This window comes from Sorangiineae bacterium MSr11367 (assembly GCA_037157805.1).
Lineage (GTDB): Bacteria > Myxococcota_A > Polyangia > Polyangiales > Polyangiaceae > Pendulispora > Pendulispora rubella.
The window spans coordinates 2,762,468-2,783,534 of record CP089983.1 but is presented as its reverse complement, the minus strand read 5'-3'; the positions used below and the strand labels follow the sequence as shown (position 1 = coordinate 2,783,534).

Below are 21,067 nucleotides of genomic sequence, written 5' to 3'. Positions count from 1 at the left end.
CCCCTCTTCATCGCTCGCCCACCGCGCGGGCCGTTCGCAGCTGCACCAACTCTCCGCGTGGCTCGAGGGCCTCGGAGAACTGCGTCTCGTGCGGCGTCTCCTTCCAAGGATCCACGTACGCGGCGACCGATGCGGCCATCGCGGCGTCGAGCCGCTCGCCGATGCCCTCGGCGTCGTCCACGACCACGGCGCGCACTTTCTCGATGCCCACGCGTTCGAGGAAGTCGTACGTGCGCTCGAGGTACTTCCCGTTCTCGCGGTAGTACTGCATGAAGCGCCCCGTGTAGTGCAGCACCTCGTCGTGCGATGACACCGTGCAAAGAAGGTCGCCCTTGCGTACGCGCGCGCCGGCCGCACCGCCAACGTAAATCTCCCAGAGCCCGCCCTCGATGGCCACGGCGCCGATGTCCTTGGTGGTGGCCTCCGAGCAGTTGCGCGGGCACCCCGCGGTCGCCAGCTTCATCTTGTGCGGTGACTCGATGCCTTGGAAGCGCTCTTCGATTTTGATCCCGAGCTCCGTGCTATGCCCCACGCCGTAGCGGCAAAACTCGCTGCCCACGCACGTCTTGCAGGTACGAAACGCCTTCGAGTACGCGTGCCCCGAGGGCATACCGAGATCGCGCCACACGTTGGGAAGGTCTTCCTTTTTGATGCCGAGCAGGTCGATGCGCTGCCCGCCGGTGATCTTCACCATCTTGGCGTCGTACTTGTCGGCGGCGTCGGCGATGGCCCGAAGCTGCTCGGCCGAGGTCACACCACCGTAGATGCGCGGAATGACGCTGAAGGTGGCATCGCGCTGGATGTTCGCGTGCACGCGATCGTTGATGAAGCGCGCATCGCGCTCGTCGACGTACTCCTCGGCCCAGAGGGTCTTCAACAGCGACGCCAACCCGGGTTTGCTCGCCGGATCTTCCTTGCCACTGGCCAGTTCCCGAAAGACCGAGGAGACGCTCTTCAACCCGCGCGCGCGGATTTCTTCCACCAGATCCGGCTTGGTCATCGGCACGCCGGGCACGTAATAGTGCACCGAAGGGTCCTCCACCTTCGAGTCGCCCGCCGCGAACTCGAGCAGGCATTCCACCTGCTTCTTGCACGTGCCACAGCCCATCCCCGCGCGCGTGGTGTCGCAGAGGACCTTGAGCGAGCGGACGCCGTTGCGGACGGCCCCGAGGATGTCGCCCTTCGAGACGCCGTTGCAATTGCAAATCTGTGTATCGTCGGGCAAATCCTCGATGCGCGTGGTGTTGGCCGCGCCGGCGTCGAGCTGGAAGAGCAGCTCGGCGCGGTTGTCGGGCACCTCGGCGCCGCGGTCGAAGGCTTGCACCAGGCCGGGGGCGGCCGCAGGATCGCCCAGCAGAATGGCGCCGACGATGCGTCCGTCGCGAACGATGACCTTCTTGTACACGCCGCGTTTGGCCTCGGCGTAGGTGACTTCTTCGTCGTCGGGCTCGGAGCTTTCGCGATCGCCCATCACGGCCAGGTCGACGCCCATCACCTTGAGCTTCGTCGCGACCTTGGAACCATGGTACGTGGCCTGCGGCCTGCGCGCCGAGAGGCGCTCGGCGAGCACGCGCGCTTGGTCCCAGAGCGGCGCGACCAAGCCATAGGTCTTGCCGTCGTGCTCCGAGCATTCGCCGATGGCAAACACGTTGGGATCGTCGGGCGATGCGAGATCGTCGCCGACCACGATTCCGCGCGCCACGGTGAGGCCGGCCTCCTTGGCCAGCTGCGTGTTCGGGCGAATGCCCGCGGAGATGACCACCATGTCGCAATCGAGAATGCCGCCGTCTTGGAAGCGCAAGCCGGTGACGCTGCCATTGCCCAGGATTTCACTGGTCGCCTTCTCGAGGTGAATCTGCAGGCCCATGCGCACCATGGTGCTTCGCAAGATGGCACCGGCCATGCGATCGAGCTGCATCTCCATGAGGTGGTTCATCAAGTGAACCACGTGCACTTGCAGCCCGCGCTCCATCAGGCCGCGCGCAGCCTCGAGGCCCAGCAGGCCGCCGCCGATGACCGCCGCCGTTTTGCGGCCGGCCGTGTACTTGATGATCGAATCGCAATCGTCGAGCGTGCGGAACACGAACACGCCGTCCTTCTCGGTACCGGCCATGCGGGGCACGAAGGCCGAGCTGCCCATCGCGAACACGAGATCGTCGTACGTTTCGACGACGCCATTGTCGCCGTGCACCAGGCGCGCCGCGCGATCCACGGATGCCACGCGCACGCCCGCGTGAAGCTTCACGTGGTTGTCCTCGTACCATTTCAGCGGATTGATGAAGATGTCCTTCGGGTCGTGCGCACCCGCCAGAACGTTGGACAGAAGGATGCGATTGTAATTGCCATACGGCTCGTCGCCGAACATGACGATTTCGAAGCGCTCCCCGCCGCCGCGAAGAAGGATCTCCTCGACCAAGCGGGCGCCGGCCATGCCATTCCCAATGACAACGAGTTTCCTTTTCATGTTCCGTGTTCCTTGTTTTTTGGCTCGAAGGCAGACGTCCCGCGCTCGATGCGCACTGCACAAACTTTGAATTCCGGCATGCGGCTCGTGGGGTCGAGCGCATCCTGGGTCAGGCGGTTGGCCGATCCCACGCCGCCCCAGTGAAAGGGAACGAAGACCGTGTCCTCGCGGATGTTCGGCGTCACTTTGACGGAGAATCGAGCGCGGCCGCGTCGCGTGGCCAAGATGACGGCGTCGCCGTCGGAGAGACCGTGGCGCCGTGCTTGAAGCGGGTGCATTTCCGCGAGCGGCTCGGGGTTGACCTTCGCCAGGGTGGGCACGCGCCGCGTCTGTGTGCCCGATTGGTACTGCGCGAGCACGCGCCCCGTGGTGAGGTAGAGCGGGTACGACTCGTTGGGCTCCTCGAACGGGTGCACGTCGTGCACGACGTGAAAGCGCGCGCGCCCGCTGGGCGTGGGGAATCGCTCGTGGAAGAGCCGCTCGCCGCCCCAATGCACGCCGCCCTTCGCATCGAGTTCGCCGTAGCTCATGGCCGAGTAGTCCGCGGGCCCGCCCGCGCTTGCTCGACACAACTCCACGAAGACCCGTTCGGGATCGCTCGACGGGAAAAACTCGCCTTTGCCCAGGCCCGCGGCCAGCTCGCACAACAGATCCAAGTCGGTGCGTACGGCCTGCGGGGGATCGAACACGCGACGGCGCAGGATGACTCGGCCTTCGACATTGGTCGTGGTGCCGGGTTCCTCCGCCCACTGCGCCGCCGGAAAGACGACGTCGGCGATGTCCGCCGTCTCGGAGCGGAAAAAGTCGGAGACGACGAGAAACTGGAGCTCGCGCAGGCGCGCTTCGATCCGCCGCGCGTTGGGCGCGGAGACCACCGGATTGGAGCCCATCACGAACAACGCGCGAATGCCTTCCGCCTCGCCAATGCCGTCGAGCATCTCGTACGCGGACTTGCCCGGCCCGGGGATCGATTCCGGGTCGATGCCCCACACGCCCGCCACGTGCGCGCGGGCCGCGGGATCGTCGATGCGGCGGTAGCCGGGCAGCTGATCGGCCTTCTGACCGTGCTCCCGCCCACCTTGTCCATTGCCTTGGCCCGTGAGGCAGCCATAACCGGCATTGCGCTTGCCAACCATGCCCATGGCCAGGGCCAGATTGATGTACGAAAGCGCATTCTCGACGCCATGCGACTGCTGCTCGGGCCCCCGCCCGGTCAGCACCATCACGGTCTCGGCGTGGGCCAAGATCTGCGCGGCCCGCAGGAGATCGGCCTGGGGCACGCCGGCGAGGGACTCCACGCGCTCGGGCCAATAGCTGGCCACGACCGCGCGCACCGCCTCGAAGCCCTCCGTCCTTTCGCGGATGTATTTCGCATCGACGGCGCCGGCGCGAACGAGCAGGTGCAAAAGGCCATTGGCCACCGCGGCATCGCTCCCGGGTGCGAGACGCAGATGCAGATCCGCCGCCAGCCCCGTGGACGAGCGCCGCGGATCGACGACGATGAGCTTTCCGCCGCGCGCCCGCTGCGCCTCGAAGTACTGCATGAGCGGCGGCATGGTCTCCGCGACGTTGCTGCCCACGAGCAGAATCGCATCGGCCTGCGCGATGTCGGCGAGGGGGAACGGCAGACCGCGGTCCACACCGAGCGCCTTGTTCGAGGCCGCGGCCGCCGACGACATGCAGAAGCGGCCGTTGTAATCGATCATCCGCGTGCCCAGCGCCACGCGCGCGAATTTCCCGAGGTAGTACGCTTTCTCGTTGGTGAGCGAGCCGCTGCCGAAGACGCCGACGGCGTCCGCACCGCCCTGCGCTCGCGCCTCGCGAAAGCCCTCCACGGTGCGCGCGATCGCTTCATCCCACGTCGCCGGCTCCAGAAAGCCGCGCACGTTGCGCACCAGCGGTGTGGTGAGCCGCTCGGGGTGCGCGAGGGTAACGCCCGCCGACCATCCCTTCACGCACAAGGCGCCTCGATTGGTCGGAAAATCGGGATCCCCGGCTATTCGCGGCTCCTGCGGAGAGCCCTCGATGCGCATTCCGCATTGGAGCGCGCAATAGGGACAGTGCGTCTTCACCCCGCTCATACATTAAAAGGAGATACGCATCATTTGTTTCGCAGTCGTTTCATTTGCAACGCGACGTGTTATTTAAAATAGACGCGTCGCGTTGCCGAGAAACACGGGCAAAACATTGCCGAAACATTGCATCTGCATCTTTTTCCCAAACTGGGAGAATAGCCATGACGACGAGCTTCGAAGCGACCCAAGAGCTCGTACTGCCTGCCCGAGGTTCTCGCTGGATTGAAGATTGGAATCCCGAGGACGAAACATTCTGGCAACGCAGCGGGGAGCGCATTGCACGACGAAACCTGATTTGGTCCATCCTGGCGGAGAACATTGGATTCTCCGTTTGGCTGATGTGGAGCGTGGTGGCCACACGACTCCCCAAAGTGGGATTCACCTACTCGACCGATCAGCTTTTTCTCTTGGTGGCCCTTCCGGGGCTCGTGGGCGCGATGATGCGCTTCCCCTACACCTTCGCCGTTCCCAAGTTCGGCGGGCGCAACTGGACCATCGTCAGTGCGCTGCTGCTCTTCGTCCCCACCACGCTGCTGGTGCTCTTGGTCGACCGACCGACGACACCTTTTTGGCTCATGGCACTCGCCGCATCGACCGCGGGCCTCGGCGGCGGGAACTTCGCCTCGAGCATGGCCAACATCTCCTTCTTCTATCCCGATCGGAAGAAGGGGCTCGCGCTCGGACTGAACGCCGCCGGCGGAAACATTGGGGTGAGCAGCGTTCAACTGCTTACGCCGATCGCCATCGGCATCGGCGGGCTACATCTTGCGAACGCCGGACTCATGTGGATGCCGCTGGTGGCACTGGCCACGTTCGGCGCCTTTGCATTCATGAACAACCTGCGGGTCGCCAAGTCGCCCTTCCGCGATCAGCTCGCCATTGCGAAGCGAAAGCACACGTGGGTGATGGCGTGGCTCTACATTGGCACCTTCGGTTCGTTCGTCGGTTATTCGGCGGCGTTCCCGCTGCTCTTGAAAACGCAGTTCCCCGACGTTTCGACGAACCTCGCGTTCGTGGGACCGTTGGTCGGATCCATCGCGCGGCCGCTCGGCGGTCTCATCTCCGACAAAGTCGGCGGCGCCCGGGTCACGTTCTGGAACTTCGTCGCCATGGGCTGCGCCACCGTGGGTGTCGTCTATTTCGTCGGCGCAGGCAACCTCCCCGGGTTCCTCGTTACCTTCCTTGTCTTGTTCGTCACCACGGGCTTCGGCAACGGGTCCACCTTCCGCATGATCCCGGTCATCTTCCGCGCGGAAGCCTTGCAAGCCGACCCGGAGCATCCCGACCTCGCGATGACCCGCGCACGCCGCGACAGCGCCGCGGTGCTCGGATTCACCTCCGCCATCGGTGCCCTCGGCGGCTTCTTCATTCCGCAAGCCTTCGGCGCCTCCATCCGAGCCACCCACGGCCCCGGCATCGCCCTCGCGTTCTTCTTCCTCTTCTACTGCACCTGCGTCGCCGCCACCTGGTGGTGGTACCGCCGCCCCGGCGCCCTAGGCACCGCCAACGTGTGACGATTTAGGATTGAACATGAAGGCGGGAAGGCGGGAAGGACTTACGGCACGAGCCGTCGCGGAACGCTTTTTTGGGGTTTCAGTTGGCTCGCTTTGGCGAACGGAAAACCCAAAAACCTTCCCGCCTTCCCGCCTTCATGTAATTTCTCTCCCTCAGAGTCGATCGCGTAGCGCGCGGACGAGGTCGGCGGAGATGGGGGCGGACCATGAGCCATCCGGGCGGGCAGCGCTTCCGAAGTGGAATGCGGTGACGCCACCTGCGAGGAGCGGGGCGAGGTGGGGGACGCGCAGGCCGCCGCCGACGAGGATCTCGGGGCCGCCGCGGGCGCGTTCGCGTGAGGCCTCGGCGGTGAGTACGTCGAGTGCGACGTCGGGGCCACCCGAGGTGAGGACGGTGTCGAGGCCTGGCAGGTCGCGGATGGCGTCGTAGACGGCGTCGCGATTCGAGGCGTGGTCGATGGCTTTGTGAAACGTCCATGCGCAGCCGTCGAGGTGTGAGACGACCGTACGCACGGCGTCGAGGTCGACGTGCCCGCGATCGTCCAGCCAGCCGAGGACGAATTCGTCCGCCCCGGCCCGGCGAAGGGCCTCCGCGGAAGCTACGAGCGCGTCGAGGCCCGCGCGGCCGCCAGCAGAAAAGCCTCCTTGAAGGCGGATCATCACGCGAATGGGCACGTCGACCGCATCGCGTGCCGCCCGGAACGTGTCCACCGAGGGGCTCAAGCCAGCGACCTCCATGCCGCTGACAAGCTCGAGGCGGTCGGCGCCGCCGAGAACCGCGTGATGCGCATCGATGGCGTCGATGGCAATGATTTCGAGCAGAAGACGGGACGGCATGCGTGCGATATTTCATCGCACGATGGCGGCGTCAATTCCGAAAGCGTGGCTCGAGGCTCTGTCCCGTGAGCGAAGCGCGTCCTGGTTCCAAGAACTGTGCACCTTCGTCGACGGCGAACGCGCGCGCGGTCCGGTGTATCCGCCCGAGGTCGACGTGTTCGCAGCGCTGGAACACACGCCGCTCGACGACGTGAAGGTCGTTCTCGTGGGGCAGGATCCGTATCATGGCCCTGGGCAAGCGGAGGGCCTCGCCTTCAGCGTGCGCCAGGGCATCAAGCCGCCGCCTTCCTTGGTCAACATGTTCAAGGAGCTCGCCGCCGACGTCGGCTGTCGGCCGCCGAGCAGCGGCTCGCTCGTGCCGTGGGCGAAGCAAGGCGTGCTCCTTCTCAACACGGTGCTCACCGTGCGCGAGGGAGAAGCGAACTCGCACAAAGGCAAGGGCTGGGAAAAGCTCACCGATGCCATCATCCGCACGGCCAGCGAGAAGTGCGCGCCCTCGGTCTTCGTTCTCTGGGGCGCGCACGCGAAGAAAAAGAAATCGCTGGTCGACGCCTCACGCCACCGCGTGCTCGAAGGCGTCCACCCTTCGCCGCTATCCGCGCATACGGGCTTCTTCGGCAGCCGCCCCTACTCGAAGATCAACCAGTTGCTCGCGCAAGTGGGCCGCGCGCCCGTCGAGTGGGCGCTTCCTTAGAAGCCGATGGCCACGTTCGCGCCCACGAGCGCGTACGGCTTCACGTTGGACACCTCCCGATCCGAGGGGCCGGGAAGCACGCCGGTGATGCCACCGCCGAGACGCACGTCCGTGTCCTCGAGCCCGAGCGAATACTCGAGCCCGAAGCGCGCGATGCCGATGCCCACGTTGCCGCTCCCTTCCGGCCTGCTCACGCGCGCCACGCCGAAGCCGACGCCGAACACCGGGTGCACCTGCCCACGCTTATTCAAGTCGAGCGTGAGCTCACCTGTGTACTGACCGATCCCTGTGTCCTCGCTCTGCCGTTCGCCGCGCAGCCATGCGGCGGCAAGGCGAGCGCCCACCGTACCTCGTCCGAAGTCGGCGGCAACGCCGAGGCCCATGCCCAGACCACGACCGGTCGTCATCGCGGCGGGGCCGAGTTGAAGGCGAAACGGTGAACGGTAGACATCACGTTCCACGAACGAGGGACGCTCGACTTCGGTGCGCGCTTCGACCGAGTACGCGTACGTCGCAATCGGTGGGTCCGGGTCCGGAGGGCGCGCAAAGCGTCCGTGCGTGTAGCCGTACTCCGGTGGCCCGACCGATACCGTAGCTTCATCCGCCCGCGCCTGGCGCGTGGTGGTGCAAGCCAACAAAGATCCTACGACCGAGAGAAAGAAAAACGACCGCGCCGCCATCATAGTCGAACAACGCGTGCGAGCGACGCGTCTTACAGCGAAACGATTTCCTGAGCTCCCAAAACGAATGGGTAGGCTATGCTGACGAAGCTTAAGATGGAGTGGGTACGGAAAACTTCCGTCCTTCTCGCCCTGGCCATCGCCAGCACCCCCGCCCCGGCGTTTGCACAACGCAAAGGTTCCCGGTCTTCCTCCCCGTCATCGACGGCAGGAAAACCGGCGCCGACGGGAAGTGCCGGCAGCAACTCGGGCGCGAACGCGACGACGACGAGCACACCGCCAGCCGGTTCCACCGCCACCGCCTCCGGGAGCATCGGAGGGCCCGACGCGGAGACGGCCGCCAAAGCGCAGCAGCATTTCAAGCATGCGCGCGAACTGTATCAGCAGGGCAGCTATACCGAGGCCATCAGCGAGCTCGAGGCGGCCCACAAGCTGGACCCAACCGCCAAGGACCTCGTCTACAACCTCATCTCGGTCAACGAGAAGCTCGGGCGCATCGATGCCGCGCTCGAGCATATGCGGACCTACATGAAGATGGATCTGGACGCGACCGAACGCTCGCGTGCGGAGGCCACCCAGCGCCGCCTCGACGGTGCCAAGGCCGAGCTCGAACGGACGCGACCGAAGCCGCCGCCGCCCGAAAAGCAGATCATCATTCAGGAGAAGAAGGTCAAGATCGAGTACGGCCGCATCGATGCGCTGACCGTCTCGACGGCGGTGGTTGCCCTCGCCGGCATCGGCGTGGGCACTTTTTTTGGCATCAAGGCGATGAACGATCGCCCCAGCGACAGCTTCACGACGGGCCGCGATGGCACCTACGACGACCTGACACGGAAGGCAGATGACGCGCACAAAAGCGCGCAAATCGCCGACATCGGATTCGCCGTGGGCGCGGCCGGCGCGGTGGCCACGCTCGTCCTTTACTTCGCACGTACGAAGCATCCAAAGGGCAGCGAGGTCACCGTCCAAGGAGGCAGCGCCTTCTGGCGCGTGACGTTCTGAATGGCTCTTCGTCGCTTCTTGGTTTCGGCCCTGGTCGTCCTCGTCGGTATGGTGTTTCTTCTCGCTTCGGGTGGCTGTGAGGCCATCATCACGGCCGACCCACCCGGCGGGTGGAGCTGCGACGGTGCCTTCGACGGCGGCATTTGCCCGCAAGGGCAGCGCTGTTTCAATTCGAAGTGCATCCCGTGCATCAACGGCAACTGCGCCGTGAGCGAGTGCGAGACGACCGACAAGGACGGCGACGGCTATTTCCTCTGCGGGCACCCCAACGACACGGGCACCGCGCTGATCGAGGCCGACTGCGACGATACGGATCCGGATCGGCATCCGAATGCCCCGCTGCAATGCAACGGCAAGGACAACAACTGCGACGGCATCGTCGACGACCCCTGCCCGACCGGCGAAAAATGCGCGGCCGACAAGAAGATCTGCCAACCCGGCGGCTGCAGTGCGGGCACCTGCCCCTCGCCCCAAGTTTGCGACCTGGGAACGCGCCTCTGCGTCGTCAAAGAGTCGGCAAAGCTCGGCGACAAGTGCCGCGCCAGCGCCGAGTGCACGACGGGCACGTTCTGCGCCGACGCCAACCAGCTCGGCAGCGCCGTCGTCCAAGCCGATGGGCTTTGCTCGAAGGCGTGCTGCACGAGCCGCGACTGCCCCAGTGAGTTCGTGTGCTTGGCCGCAGGCACGGGCGGCAGCTACTGCGTCCGCGGCGGTGCCATCGCGCGCCCCAGCTTGGGGACGACGAACGGCGGCGAGGTCTGCCAGCAGGACGCGCAATGCCGCTCGGGCGTTTGCTCCGGGGGCCGCTGCCAAGACACGTGCTGCAGCTCCAGCCAATGCGCCAGCGGCACCAAGTGCCGCGCGATGGACGTGCGTGGTGCCACGGCGGGCGCCACCAACTGGGCGCTTTCGTGCGGCGTTCCGGTGAACAACGCCGCCGTCGAGGGCGGCCGCTGCGAGGCCAGCGCCGGTTGCGGTTTGCTCGGTCTCGGAAACTGCCCGCCGTGCGGCGAAGGCGTCTGCGACGAGAACCCCGCGTGCCGGGCCCCGTGCTGCAGCTCGAGCCAGTGCGGAACGACGTGCGACAACATCAAGCCGCGCGAGAAGCTCCAGGTGAGCTCGGCATGCACGCCCTCCGGGACGAAGGGGACCATCCCGACCGGCGACGGCTGCGTCGTCGATGGCGACTGCATCGGTGGGCACTGCTTCCGCGACAGCGCCGGCAACCCGTACTGTTCGGACATCTGCTGCACCGACGCCGATTGTCCGAAGACCATGGCATGCAGGCCGTACGACAGTGGAAATAGCCGCTATTATCTGCGCTGCGTTCGGCCGGCCGTCGCCTCCGCCGTTTCCGCCCCCGTGACCCCATGACCTACCGAGCCCAATTCCGCTGCTTCTCCGGTTGCCCCGGCACCCACGCCCTCACCGAAGCGATCTACCGTTGCCCCACGTGCGACGGCCTCCTCGAGGTGCACCATGACATCGAGGCACTGCGCGATCGCAGCCCGCGTCAGTGGAAAGAGCTGTTCGATCTGCGCTACCGCGGGCACGAGTTCCCGTATGGCTCGGGCGTCTGGGGCAAGCGCGAATGGATCGCGCCGCAGGTGCCGGACGACCTCATCGTCTCCACCTACGAGGGCGCGACGAACCTCTTTCACGCGCGCAGGCTCGGCGCCGAGATCGGCGTTCCCGAGCTGTACGTGAAGCAGTGCGGAAACGCGCACACGGGTTCGTTCAAGGATCTCGGCATGACCGTCCTCGTGAGCGTGCTCCGTTGGGCGCTGCGCACGGGCGCGCACAACACGCGGGTCATTGCATGCGCGAGCACCGGTGACACATCGGCGTCGCTGGCGGCGTACGGGGCCATCGCCGGGCTGCCCGTGGTGGTGCTCTTGCCGCGCGGCCTCGTTTCGCCGGCGCAGCTCGTGCAGCCGCTCGCGCATGGTGCCACGGTGCTGGCGCTGGAGACGGACTTCGATGGCTGCATGGCCGTCATCCGCGAGCTCGCCAAGCGCGGGTTGATCTACCTGGCCAACTCGATGAACCCTCTGCGCATCGAGGGGCAGAAGACCGTGGGCATCGAGCTCACGCAGCAGCTCGAGTGGGAAGTGCCCGATTGGGTCGTGCTCCCCAGCGGCAACCTGGGGAACGCCGCCGCGCTCTACGCGGGCTTCCGCATGATGGTCGACCTCGGGTTGACCAACAAATTGCCGCGCATCTGCGTGGCGCAGGCCGAAAATGCCAACCCGATGTACCGCGCCTTCATGGCCGGCTCGGAAAAGGTCGAAGCCATCGCGGCCAAGAAGAGCCACGCGAGCGCGATTCAAATCGGCAACCCGGTCAGCGCACCGCGCGCCATGGCGGCCTTGAAGGCGATGAACGGCGTGGTCGAGCAAGCCAGCGAGGACGAGTTGGCCGACGCCTGCGCTCGCGCCGATCGCACGGGGCTCTACACCGATCCGCACACCGGCGTCGCCCTCGCGTGCACCTTCAAGCTACGCGACCGCGGCCTCATCGGCTCGAACGACCGCGTCGTCGTCGTCTCCACGGCAAACGGCCTCAAATTCACCGAGTTTAAACTCGGCTACCACGAAAAGACGCTGGCCGACGTGAGCCCCCGACGCGCCAACCTGCCCATCACCTTGCCGGCCGACGTGGAGCGCATCGCCACCACGCTGCAAGAGCTCTCCGCCAAGGCGGGCTCGTAAAGAAGCGCATACGAAGAAGCGCACGCGTCTCGACGCGTGCGCTCCTTTTCTCAGCGTGACGCGAGCGATCAGCCCGCGGCGTCAGCGTCCGCTGCGGCGTCGCCCGCATCGCTGCCAGCGTCGTTGCCGGAATCCGTCCCGGTGTCGGTGCCCGTGTCGGTCGGGGTGCTGGTGTCCTGTACCCCGGTGTCCGTCGCGCCGCCGTCGTCGACGGGGATCTTCGTTCGATCGAAGTCCACTGCGATTTCGCAGCCCGCAACGATCATCGCCGCAACGAAGGGCACGAGCAAGGCAAAGCGTTTCAGCATCATCTTGTTCATCGTGGTCGTCCTCGAGCGCTCGTGAAGATCAGAAGCGGATCAGCGCACCAGCGCCGCCGCCGTGGGGGGTGACAATCGGCGTCGGCCGAATGGTGACCGGCGGCGCCTTCGGGGCCGCGATCACTTTACGCGGAGCAGCCTTCGCGGCGGGCTTTGCCGCCGGCTCCTCGGCGCTGAAGAAGAGGACCGCGCTGGTGATGCCCAACGTGATCGCCACGCCGATGGCCATGTCCGCGATGAGCGCGTGGTTCTCGCCGTCGTCGGCCTTCGAGCTCGTCGGGGTCTTGTCGAAGTCGCTCTTGTCGCTCAACGCCATGATGCCGAACACCGTGCCGACACCCGCCGCGGCGAGGGCCACACCACCGGTGACGAAGGCCGGCACCTTGCTGCGCGGCGCAGGCGCGGGCGTCTCCGGCGGCGGGGGCGGCGGCGCCTCGGCCACCGGGGGCGGCGGCGGGGGCGCGGGCGGCGGAACCGCCTCGAGCTCCACCTTCACGTCCTGCTTCGAGCCGTAGGCGACCTCGATGTCCTGGTCCTTGGAGACGTAGCCGTCGGCCGCAATGTGGAGCGCGTGCTTGCCGGGCGGCAGATCGATATCGGCCGGCGTCGGCGAGGCGGCGGGCCTGCCATCGACGGTGAGCTGCGCGCTCGCGGGCGTCGACTCGACGTGCACCTTGCCGGGCAGCGCCTTGATCTCGGCGACGCGCGCGGTGGCCGCCTCTCCGTCCTTCTTCATGTTCGCGGGCACCTCGGCGATGAAGCGCTCGTAGGCGGCGACCGCCTCCGGGTACTGGCCGAGTTTGTCTTGGCTAAGCGCGATGTAGCGCGCATTCTGCGGCGTGGGCTTGATGGCATCCGACGCCTGGAAGGCTGCGAGCGACGTCGCGTAATCGCCTTCTTTGAACTTGGCCTCGCCCGTTTGGAACTGCTTCTTCGCCTCGGCCAAATTCGGCTTCGAACCGGCAGCCGCGGCACCCGGAGCGGTCGCTCCGGCTGCCCCTGCGGGTTTCGCCGCGGCGCCAGACTTGGGCTGCGGGGCGGGCGCGCCGCCAGGAGGCTGCTGCGCGTACGCCACGCTCTGAATCAGGCACAATGCGCCCGCTAAAACGCCAACGCGCGCACCAACGCCCTTCCATCGGCGGTACCGCGCGGTTCCATCCATGTTCGCGCCATCAGGTCTCATTGGTTTTCACTCTCCGCAAGTTTCGCCGCAACTTACACAAGCTCGACGGCTAGCCATAGAGCGAATTTCTGATGTTCGACAACTTCGTGGCTAGTGTTCGACGAGTTCGACGAGGACGCCGCCCATCGCCTTGGGATGGATAAACGCGACCTTGTGACCCCGGGCGCCGATGCGCGGCGTCTCGTCGATGAGCGCCACGCCTTTTTCTTTGAGCTCCGCAAGGGCCTTCACGATGTCCTCGACCTCGAAGGCGACGTGATGGAGTCCGGCCCCTCGTTTGGTCAGAAACTTCTCCAGTCCTTCATTACCTTGCGGACTGATGAGCTCCACACTCGCGTTGCCAACGGGAAGGAAGCAAACGTCCGTTTTTTGGGATGCAACCAGCTCCCGGTCGACGGCCACGAGGCCCAGGGCGGAGAGGTAGTTCTCTGCCGCTTGGTCGATGTCGGCGACACAAACGCCCACGTGGTCGATCTTCTTGAAGGTAAAGGCCATGGCGGACGGCAGCCTACCTCGTCTATCGTGACGCGCAGCCCTTATTTATACGAGGAGGCTACAATGATCGTTTCGCTTGTTCGGTCGCGCTGGACGAAAGCATCTGCCATGTTCCTCATGCTTGCCTGCGCGGAGGGGTGTGGCCCGAGCCTCGCCCAACCATTCGACAAGATGGAGCAGGCGCCGATAACCGCATTCCGCCTCCAGAACTTCGAGCCGCCCGCGGCCGCCACGCCGAACGCGCCCACCGGATTCCAACTGCCCCCGCAAATTCAATCGTGGGTGAGCGCGGGCGCCGCGCTATTGCCGCCGGGCCTCCTGCCGCCGGGCCTCTTGCCGGGAGGCGCCGCGGCGCCGGCCCCGCAACAGAACGTTCCTCGCTTCCACGACTTCCGCATTCTCGGATCGATGAACATTGGGACGAAGAGCCTGCACGAGGAGGTGCTCAGCATCTTCGGCACGGAAAAGAACTTCGATACGCCGCGAGAAAATTGCATGTACGCCGAATTTGGCGTCTCGATTGGGCAAATCAATCAGCCGCCCGCGGATATCCTGGTGTCGCTCTCATGCAATCAGGTTCGTACATTCGGCTTCGCGTGGCCCTTCGGCGCCAAGGTCGGCCTTACGCCCGACGCGTCCAAGCGCATCGTCGAAGTCATGAAGAAGTCCTTCGGCGGCTGAGGACAAAGCGATAAGAAAGGCGCACTGACTTGAGCGAGCGTCCCCTCGTTGCCTATGAGCCGAATGCCATTCTCGGCTGGCTCTATCATCGTTTCTTCGACCACATCGAGGTCGACGAGGCATGGGCCGCTGCGGTCCGTGAGGCCGATCGGCGCGGCACGGTGGTCTACGTGCTGCGCAATCTGTCCTTTTTGGACTTCCTCGCGCTCGACCACCTCATCAAGCGACTCAACCTGCCCCAGGTTCGCTTCGCCAACGATCTCGGCCTCTGGGTGCTCGAGCCCATGGGCCGCGGGTGGCTCAGCGCCCTCGGTCGCACGGGCGCCCGCAAGGACGAGGAGGACGGGCGCGATCTCCGCCGCGTGATCCGCGATGGCTCGTCGGCGGCGCTCTTTCTCAAGCGACCGCCGTCGCTGGTGGCGCGTGCGTCCACGCGAAGCAGCGGGCGCGGGCGCATCGAGGGTGACGCGTACATGCGCACCTTGTTCGAGATGCAGCGCGAGACCGAGCGGCCCATTTTGCTCGTGCCGCAGGTATTCGTCTGGTCCAAACAGCCCGACGCCGCGCAGCACAACATGGTCGACGCGATCCTCGGCCCGCGCGAGTGGCCCGGCAAGGTCCGCACCTTGGCGCAGTTCCTGTCGAACTACAAGAACGTCACCTTGCGCGCGGGCGAACCCATCGACGTGAAGGCGTTCCTCGCGAACGAAGCGGCTGCACAAAACGGCCACGGCCCCGTCTCGGACGACGTGTTGGTCCGGCGTATGACCTACACCTTGCTTCGAAGGCTGGAGCGCGAGCGGCGCTCGGTCATCGGCCCGACGAAAAAGCCACCGGATCGCATGCGCGAAGAGGTGGTGCGCAGCCCCAAGCTGAAAAAGGTCATCTACGACATGGCCGGCCCGGGCGAGGCGGAGCGTCAAGTGCTCACCCTGCGCGCCATGTCCATGCTGCGCGAGATGGAGGCCGATCTCGACATGGGCACCATCGCGGCGCTCGACGTCACCGTCGAGCAGCTCTTGCCGCGCATGTTCGGCGCCCTGGAGGTCGATCAGGCGGGCATCGAGCGGCTGCGCAAGGCCATGCGCGAGGGCACGGTGGTCCTGCTGCCGAGCCACAAGTCGCATATCGACTACATCGTATTGGCGTACGTTCTGTATACGCATCATTTGCAATTACCGATCATCGCGGCGGGAGAGAATCTCAACTTCTTCCCCGTGGGTCCGATCCTGCGGCGCGCGGGTGCGTTTTTCATCCGGCGCAATTTCAAGGGGGATCGGCTCTACAGCGCGGTGGTCGACGCGTACATCCGCCGGCTCATCATCGACGGCTTTTCGCTGGAGTTCTTCTTGGAAGGCGGACGCTCGCGCACGGGCAAGCTGCTGCCGCCCAAGGTGGGGCTCCTCTCGCTGTCGGTGGATGCCGCGCTGGGCGTGCGCCCTCGGCAGATCTTCTTCTGCCCCATCTCGGTGGGCTACGAGCGCGTGCCGGAGGAAAAGTCGTACGTGCACGAGCTGTCCGGCGGCGAAAAGCAAAAAGAGGACATGCGCGGCTTCCTGGGAGCCTTCAGCGTGCTCCTGCAGCGCTACGGGCGCATCAGCGTGCAGTTCGGCGAGCCGCTGTCCTTGGAGACGGTGCTGCGCGAAGACGAAGAGAGCCACCGCGCCAAGAATGGCGATGCGGCGCCGTCCTCCGCGGGGGGAACGCTCAGCCCCGCGCGGCGCAGGGCCGTGGTCACGCGCGTCGCCTACCGCGTGATGAACGAGATCAACCGCGTCACCGCGGTGACCGGCGGTGCCTTGGTCGCCACCGCGCTGCTCACGCACGACAAGCGCGGCATGCCGCAGGCCGAGTTGACCGAGAGCTGCCGCCGTCTGGCGCGCATCCTCCAGAGCTTCGGCGCGCGCTTCTCGGCGTCCCTCACGCCTCCGCACATCGTTCCGAGCCGGCGCAACGGGTCCAACGGAAATGGGCAGGTGGCCATCTCGGAGGATGCCATCCGCGAGGCGTGCGCGCTGTTCGTGCGCGCGGGCCACGTAACGGTGCGACTGCCGGGCCGCGAGGTGCACCCCGACGAGCAACTCGGGCTCGCGCGGCATGGCACCGACACGATTTTCGTGGTGCCCGACGAAGCGCGGCTCTCGCTGGACCTGGCGAAGAACATCGTGGTGCACTTCTTCGTCTCACGCGCCATGGTGGCCACCGCCTTGCTGGGCGGCCCGCCGAGCCGCGAAGGACTCAAGCAGCGCGTGCTTTCGCTGTCGCGCTTGTTCAAGTACGAGTTCCAGTTCCGGGCCGATGCCACGTTCGACCAGATTTTCGACGAGACGTTGGCCGAGATGATCGCCGACGGCGAACTGGCCAGCGAGGGCACGTTCGTGCGCTTCGGCAGCGACGAGGGGCGAAGGCGCGTGATGCTCTACAAGAGCATCGTGAAGAACTTCGTCGAAGGCTACCGGGTGGCCGCCCGGGGACTTTCGGCACTGCTCAAAGGACCGCTCGCGCCGAAGGAACTCACCAAGCGTGCCATCGCCGTGGGCGAACGGCTCTACCTCGCGGGCGAAATCGAACGACGCGAGGCCATCAGCGCCCCGCTCATGGAAAATGCCTTCTCTTCCTTCGTCGACCAGGGGTACCTCACCCGACTCGACGGTAAGTTGAAGCTCGCCGAATCGTACGCCACCGCCGACGCCGTCCGCACCGTCGAGTCACGCATCGCCGGCTTCCTCGAGTCGACTTGACCGGAACTGCTACATTGTTTCGGGTGAGGAGTCTCGGTGTGGGTGTGCTCGCGTGGGTGCTGGTTGGCTGCGGGCGGTCGCCTTCTCCTCTGTACCCGGCGCTCGAGGGCAGCATCGGCATGACCCACCGCGGGGTGCTCACCGGCTCGATGGAGATCCCGAGCGAGGGCCCCGGTTACAGCTTCCTGCGCGACAACGACCGCCACCATGCCACGCCGCGCTTTGCCCAGGCGCTGGTGCGCGCAGCGGCGCACGTGGAGGAGCAACGGCCCGGCAGCGTGCTGGTCTTCGGGGATCTCTCCAAGGCCACCGGCGGCACGCTCTTGCCGCATTTCTCGCACCGCAACGGGCGCGATGCCGACCTTCTGCTCTACGCCACGACCTTGGACGGCATACCGGTGGCGAGCCCCGACTTCATTCATTACGGGCCCGATGGCCTCGCCTTCCACAAGAAGAAGAAGCGCTACTACCGCCTCGACGAAGAGCGCGAGTGGCTGCTCGTCAAAGCGCTGATCGAAGATCCGGACGCGCACATCCAGTGGATCTTCGTGCACCGCCACGTGAAAGCGCGGCTCATTCAATGGGCGCGCGCGTCGGGCGAGTCGCCCGAGCTCATTGCGCGCGCCTTCGAGGTGATGGCTCAGCCTCGGCCGCCCGGCGGCCTGCACGACGACCACACCCACGTGCGCACGACGTGCACGAGCGAAGAGGTCCTCCGCGGGTGCGAGCCGTTCGGGCCTGCGCGCGCGTGGCTCGAGGATCCGCTGGATGCACCGCCACCGCTCCCCGAGACCAGCGATGCCGAGCTCGTCGCCGAGTTGAGCCGCCCGCTCCAATCGGCCGGAGCCCCTGCCCGCTCGGCTGCCGCTGCGCCATGACGGTGCGGCTCATCCAGGGCGACGCCCTCGACATCGGCACGCACCTCGCGACGGAGAGCGTCGACCTCGCGTACCTCGATCCGCCCTTCGCCGTCGGCGTCACCTTTCGCGCGCGCGCCGAAGCACCGGGGGCGACGTTGAACCGCGAATCGGGCGAGGTCGCCTACCACGACCGCTGGCCATCGCTCGAAGCGTACCTCGCGTGGCTCGAGGTGCGCCTCGAACGCGTCCGCGACGTGCTCTCGCTCCAGGGCACCCTGTGGCTTCACCTCGATCAGCGCGCGGTGCACGAGGCCAAGGTCGCGTGCGATCGCGTCTTCGGGCGGGCGTCGTTCCTGGGCGAAGTCATCTGGGTCCCCGGAAACGGCAGCAAGAAGCGGCGCGGCCCGGGAATGAGCCACCAGACGATCCTGCTCTACACGCGGGGCAAGGAATACGTGTGGAATGCACACGATCCTGCACTGCGTGCACCCTTTGCCTCCACGAGCCTCGCCATGCATTTCAAGAACACCGACGAGCAAGGCCGCTCCTTCCGCGAGCGCACCTTGGGCGGCAAGACGTACCGCTACTACGCGGACGAAGGGCGCGCGATCGGGAGCGTGTGGAGCGACTGCCCGGCCATGGTTGCCAACACGCCGCTGCGCAAGGAAAGCACGGGCTACCCCACGCAGAAGCCGCTCAAGCTGCTCGAGCGCATCGTGCGCGCATCCAGCGTGGAGGGCTCCCTGGTGCTCGATCCCTTCTGCGGCTCGGGCACCACCTTGCACGCGGCGGCCATGCTCGGACGGCGCGCCGTAGGTTCCGACATGAGCGATCTTGCCATTGCCACCACCCGTCAGCGATTGTCCGACGCGAACATCCCCGTATCCATCGAATCCAGAACGGCCCCGCACGCGGGCCTGGGGGACGGCCGTGGCTGAGCGAAACCTGTATCCCCTGTTTCTTCACGTGGAAGACCGCGAGGTCCTCGTGGTCGGCGCCGGCTCGGTGGCGGAGAAAAAGGTGGACGATCTCGTCGCCGCACGCGCGCGGGTGCGCCTCGTGGCTCCACGCGCGACCAAGCGCCTGCGCGCGCTCGCCAAGGAGGGCGTCATCGCGCACCATGCGCGCGTCTTCACCGAGGACGATCTCGATGGCGCATGGCTCGCCGTCTCCGCCACCGGCGCCCGCGGTGTCGCCAAGCGCGTCTTCAAAGAGGCCGAGCGGCGCCGCATCTTCGTGCTCGCGGTGGACGATCCGAAGCATGGCTCGGCGATCTCCAGCTCGGTGGTGCGGCGCGATCCCTTCGTGGTCGCCATCTCGTCGTCGGGTCAGGCCCCTGCCCTCACCCGCCTGGTGCGCGAGCTCGTCGAGCAAGTGCTCCCCGAGGACCACTGGGTGCGCGCCGCCCGCGAACTACGCGCGCGCTGGCGCGCCGAAGAGGCTCCCATGGGTTCACGCTTCGCCGAGTTGGTGCGCGCGTTCAAGGCTCGCGCGTCGAAATAACGCCGCGGCCGGGCAGGCGAAACGTGGCCACGAGACCCCCGCCCTGGCGATTCTCCAGCCGAAGGCGGCCGCCGTGGGCCTCGACGATTTCATTGCAGAGTGCAAGCCCCACCCCGGTGCCCGTGGGCTTCGAGGTGTAAAACGGCAAGTGCGCTTGCGACAGGGCATCCGGCTCCATGCCGCGCCCGCGATCGAGGACGCGCAGCACGATGCCGCCGTCGAGCGTCCCATCGAGGCTCACGGCAACGTCGTCCGCGCCGCTGCCCGATTCGCGCGCATTTTTGAGCAGATTGATGAGCACCTGCTGCATCAGCCCGGGGTCGAAAAAGCCGGTGTGGTGCGGCGCCTTTCCCTCGATCCGAAAGGGGCTGATGCGTTGCACTTCCGCGAGGAACTCGTCCCACGCCACTTCCTGCCGCTGCGGCCGCGGCACCTTGGCCACCTTCGCGTACGCATCGAGGAACGCCGCCAAGTGCTTCACGCGCTCCTCCACGGCCTGGAAGATCTCCGTGAGGCGCCCCGCGTGCTGCGGGCGCTCGAGCACGCGGCGGCCCGAGTGCACCAGCGACTGAATCGGCGCCAGCGAGTTGTTCAACTCGTGGTTGATCACGCGGATGGCGTTCTTCCACACCTCCACCTCGCGGCGGCGAAGCTCCGGGGTGAGGCGCTCCACGGTAAATAGGGTGTGCGTCTGCGCATTGATCTGGAACGAGCGCCGCGTGGCGCGGAACGTCTCGTCGCCCTGTTCGTCGGGGGACTTGAAGAGCACATCCTCGGAGGCGAGCAACCCCACGCGCAGCGCCTTGGGGCACGCCGCGAGGATGTCGTCCCAGCGTTTCTCTTCGAGCCGCTTCCCACCGCCGAGGTATTCGCGCGCGGCGCGGTTGGAAAAGACGACGCGGCCGGCCTCCGACGTCAGGATGGTCGCCACCGGTGCACCCTGCAGCAAGGTGTCGAGCAAGAGCTCGCGCTGAAAGACCTCACGCCGCTCCTCGCGCATCGCATCGGCCAGCTTGTTGTAAAGGCGCAGAAGCTCGCCGATTTCGTCGTCGCGATCGACGGCCAGCCGCAGACTGAAATCGGACGCCTGAAAGCCGCGCACGCCGTCCGCCAGCGCGGTGAGCGTGCGCCGCACCGAGCCTGCGGCCGTGCCCATGGCCACCAAGGTGAAGAGACCGCCCGCCGCGAACGGCGCCCACAGCACGAGGTTCGACTGCGGCCATCGGCGCGCGACGTACGCGGCCACCACCGCGGTCAAAGCCACCCCAGTCAGCGCAATGGTCGTAAACCTCGACGAGAGACTCATT

At 66.3% G+C, this 21,067-nt stretch carries 18 protein-coding genes; 10 read left to right on the top strand and 8 right to left on the bottom strand.

Annotated features, from left to right (window positions below; all coding sequences use genetic code 11):
• Positions 1–7: 7 nt before the first annotated feature.
• Together nirB and LVJ94_11125 are read right to left on the bottom strand one after the other, a co-directional pair.
• Positions 8–2,464, bottom strand: coding sequence for a nitrite reductase large subunit NirB (gene nirB, locus LVJ94_11130; GenBank protein ID WXB07784.1), 2,457 nt, complete (start codon positions 2,462–2,464; stop codon positions 8–10).
• Entirely contained in the window at positions 2,461–4,545 is a 2,085-nt protein-coding gene (locus tag LVJ94_11125) for a molybdopterin oxidoreductase family protein (GenBank protein WXB07783.1), read from the bottom strand. The genes nirB and LVJ94_11125 overlap by 4 nt, the downstream gene beginning before the upstream one ends.
• 155 nt (positions 4,546–4,700) lie before the next feature.
• Between LVJ94_11125 and LVJ94_11120 the strand changes: the two genes are divergently transcribed.
• Positions 4,701–6,053 (top strand): MFS transporter, encoded by a 1,353-nt coding sequence (locus tag LVJ94_11120; protein WXB07782.1) that lies wholly within the window; start codon positions 4,701–4,703, stop codon positions 6,051–6,053.
• A 153-nt stretch (positions 6,054–6,206) separates the two neighbouring features.
• Here the strand turns inward: LVJ94_11120 and LVJ94_11115 are convergent, their stop codons facing one another.
• Positions 6,207–6,890 (bottom strand): copper homeostasis protein CutC, encoded by a 684-nt coding sequence (locus tag LVJ94_11115; GenBank protein ID WXB07781.1) that lies wholly within the window; start codon positions 6,888–6,890, stop codon positions 6,207–6,209.
• Positions 6,891–6,912: 22 nt separating this feature from the next.
• On the opposite strand from LVJ94_11115, the gene ung reads away from it, so the two are divergent.
• The gene (gene ung / locus LVJ94_11110) at positions 6,913–7,584 is read left to right on the top strand and encodes a uracil-DNA glycosylase (protein ID WXB07780.1); all 672 of its coding nucleotides are present in this window, start codon (positions 6,913–6,915) and stop codon (positions 7,582–7,584) included.
• Here the strand turns inward: ung and LVJ94_11105 are convergent.
• Positions 7,581–8,219: a hypothetical protein gene (locus LVJ94_11105; GenBank protein WXB07779.1), complete on the bottom strand. Its 639-nt coding sequence runs from the start codon at positions 8,217–8,219 to the stop codon at positions 7,581–7,583. The two genes, ung and LVJ94_11105, sit on opposite strands and share 4 nt — an antisense overlap.
• A gap of 123 nt (positions 8,220–8,342) precedes the next feature.
• On the opposite strand from LVJ94_11105, the gene LVJ94_11100 reads away from it, so the two are divergent.
• Genes LVJ94_11100 through thrC form a run of 3 tightly spaced genes read left to right on the top strand, consistent with a single transcriptional unit; the run spans position 8,343 to position 11,977 of the window.
• On the top strand, positions 8,343–9,266 hold the full coding sequence (locus LVJ94_11100) for a tetratricopeptide repeat protein (protein ID WXB07778.1): 924 nt from the start codon (positions 8,343–8,345) through the stop codon (positions 9,264–9,266).
• The gene (locus LVJ94_11095) at positions 9,267–10,640 is read left to right on the top strand and encodes a putative metal-binding motif-containing protein (protein ID WXB07777.1); all 1,374 of its coding nucleotides are present in this window, start codon (positions 9,267–9,269) and stop codon (positions 10,638–10,640) included. It abuts the gene before it with no gap.
• Entirely contained in the window at positions 10,637–11,977 is a 1,341-nt protein-coding gene (thrC, locus tag LVJ94_11090; protein WXB07776.1) for a threonine synthase, read from the top strand. The genes LVJ94_11095 and thrC overlap by 4 nt, the downstream gene beginning before the upstream one ends.
• A 68-nt stretch (positions 11,978–12,045) precedes the next feature.
• Here thrC and LVJ94_11085 read toward each other — a convergent pair whose 3' ends face one another.
• From LVJ94_11085 to mce, 3 genes are all read right to left on the bottom strand, one after another.
• Entirely contained in the window at positions 12,046–12,297 is a 252-nt protein-coding gene (locus LVJ94_11085) for a hypothetical protein (protein ID WXB07775.1), read from the bottom strand.
• Positions 12,298–12,325: 28 nt separating this feature from the next.
• Positions 12,326–13,480, bottom strand: a complete 1,155-nt coding sequence (locus LVJ94_11080; protein ID WXB07774.1) for a PEGA domain-containing protein — start codon at positions 13,478–13,480, stop codon at positions 12,326–12,328.
• A gap of 90 nt (positions 13,481–13,570) precedes the next feature.
• The gene (mce, locus tag LVJ94_11075) at positions 13,571–13,975 is read right to left on the bottom strand and encodes a methylmalonyl-CoA epimerase (GenBank protein ID WXB07773.1); all 405 of its coding nucleotides are present in this window, start codon (positions 13,973–13,975) and stop codon (positions 13,571–13,573) included.
• Positions 13,976–14,083: 108 nt separating this feature from the next.
• Between mce and LVJ94_11070 the strand changes: the two genes are divergently transcribed.
• From LVJ94_11070 to LVJ94_11050, 5 genes are read left to right on the top strand one after another with little or no spacing between them, the layout of a single operon-like run.
• A complete protein-coding gene (locus LVJ94_11070) occupies positions 14,084–14,656 on the top strand; it encodes a hypothetical protein (protein WXB07772.1) in 573 nt (190 codons plus the stop codon).
• Positions 14,657–14,685: 29 nt separating this feature from the next.
• A complete protein-coding gene (locus LVJ94_11065; protein ID WXB07771.1) occupies positions 14,686–17,397 on the top strand; it encodes a 1-acyl-sn-glycerol-3-phosphate acyltransferase in 2,712 nt (903 codons plus the stop codon).
• A gap of 23 nt (positions 17,398–17,420) precedes the next feature.
• Positions 17,421–18,275: a penicillin-insensitive murein endopeptidase gene (locus LVJ94_11060; protein WXB07770.1), complete on the top strand. Its 855-nt coding sequence runs from the start codon at positions 17,421–17,423 to the stop codon at positions 18,273–18,275.
• On the top strand, positions 18,272–19,195 hold the full coding sequence (locus LVJ94_11055) for a site-specific DNA-methyltransferase (protein WXB07769.1): 924 nt from the start codon (positions 18,272–18,274) through the stop codon (positions 19,193–19,195). The genes LVJ94_11060 and LVJ94_11055 overlap by 4 nt, the downstream gene beginning before the upstream one ends.
• Positions 19,188–19,760 carry a bifunctional precorrin-2 dehydrogenase/sirohydrochlorin ferrochelatase gene (locus LVJ94_11050; GenBank protein WXB07768.1) on the top strand — a complete coding sequence of 191 codons (573 nt, stop codon included), beginning with the start codon at positions 19,188–19,190 and terminating at the stop codon, positions 19,758–19,760. The genes LVJ94_11055 and LVJ94_11050 overlap by 8 nt, the downstream gene beginning before the upstream one ends.
• Here LVJ94_11050 and LVJ94_11045 read toward each other — a convergent pair.
• Positions 19,738–21,066, bottom strand: a complete 1,329-nt coding sequence (locus LVJ94_11045) for an ATP-binding protein (protein ID WXB07767.1) — start codon at positions 21,064–21,066, stop codon at positions 19,738–19,740. The genes LVJ94_11050 and LVJ94_11045 overlap by 23 nt on opposite strands.
• Between the last annotated feature and the right edge of the window lies 1 nt (position 21,067).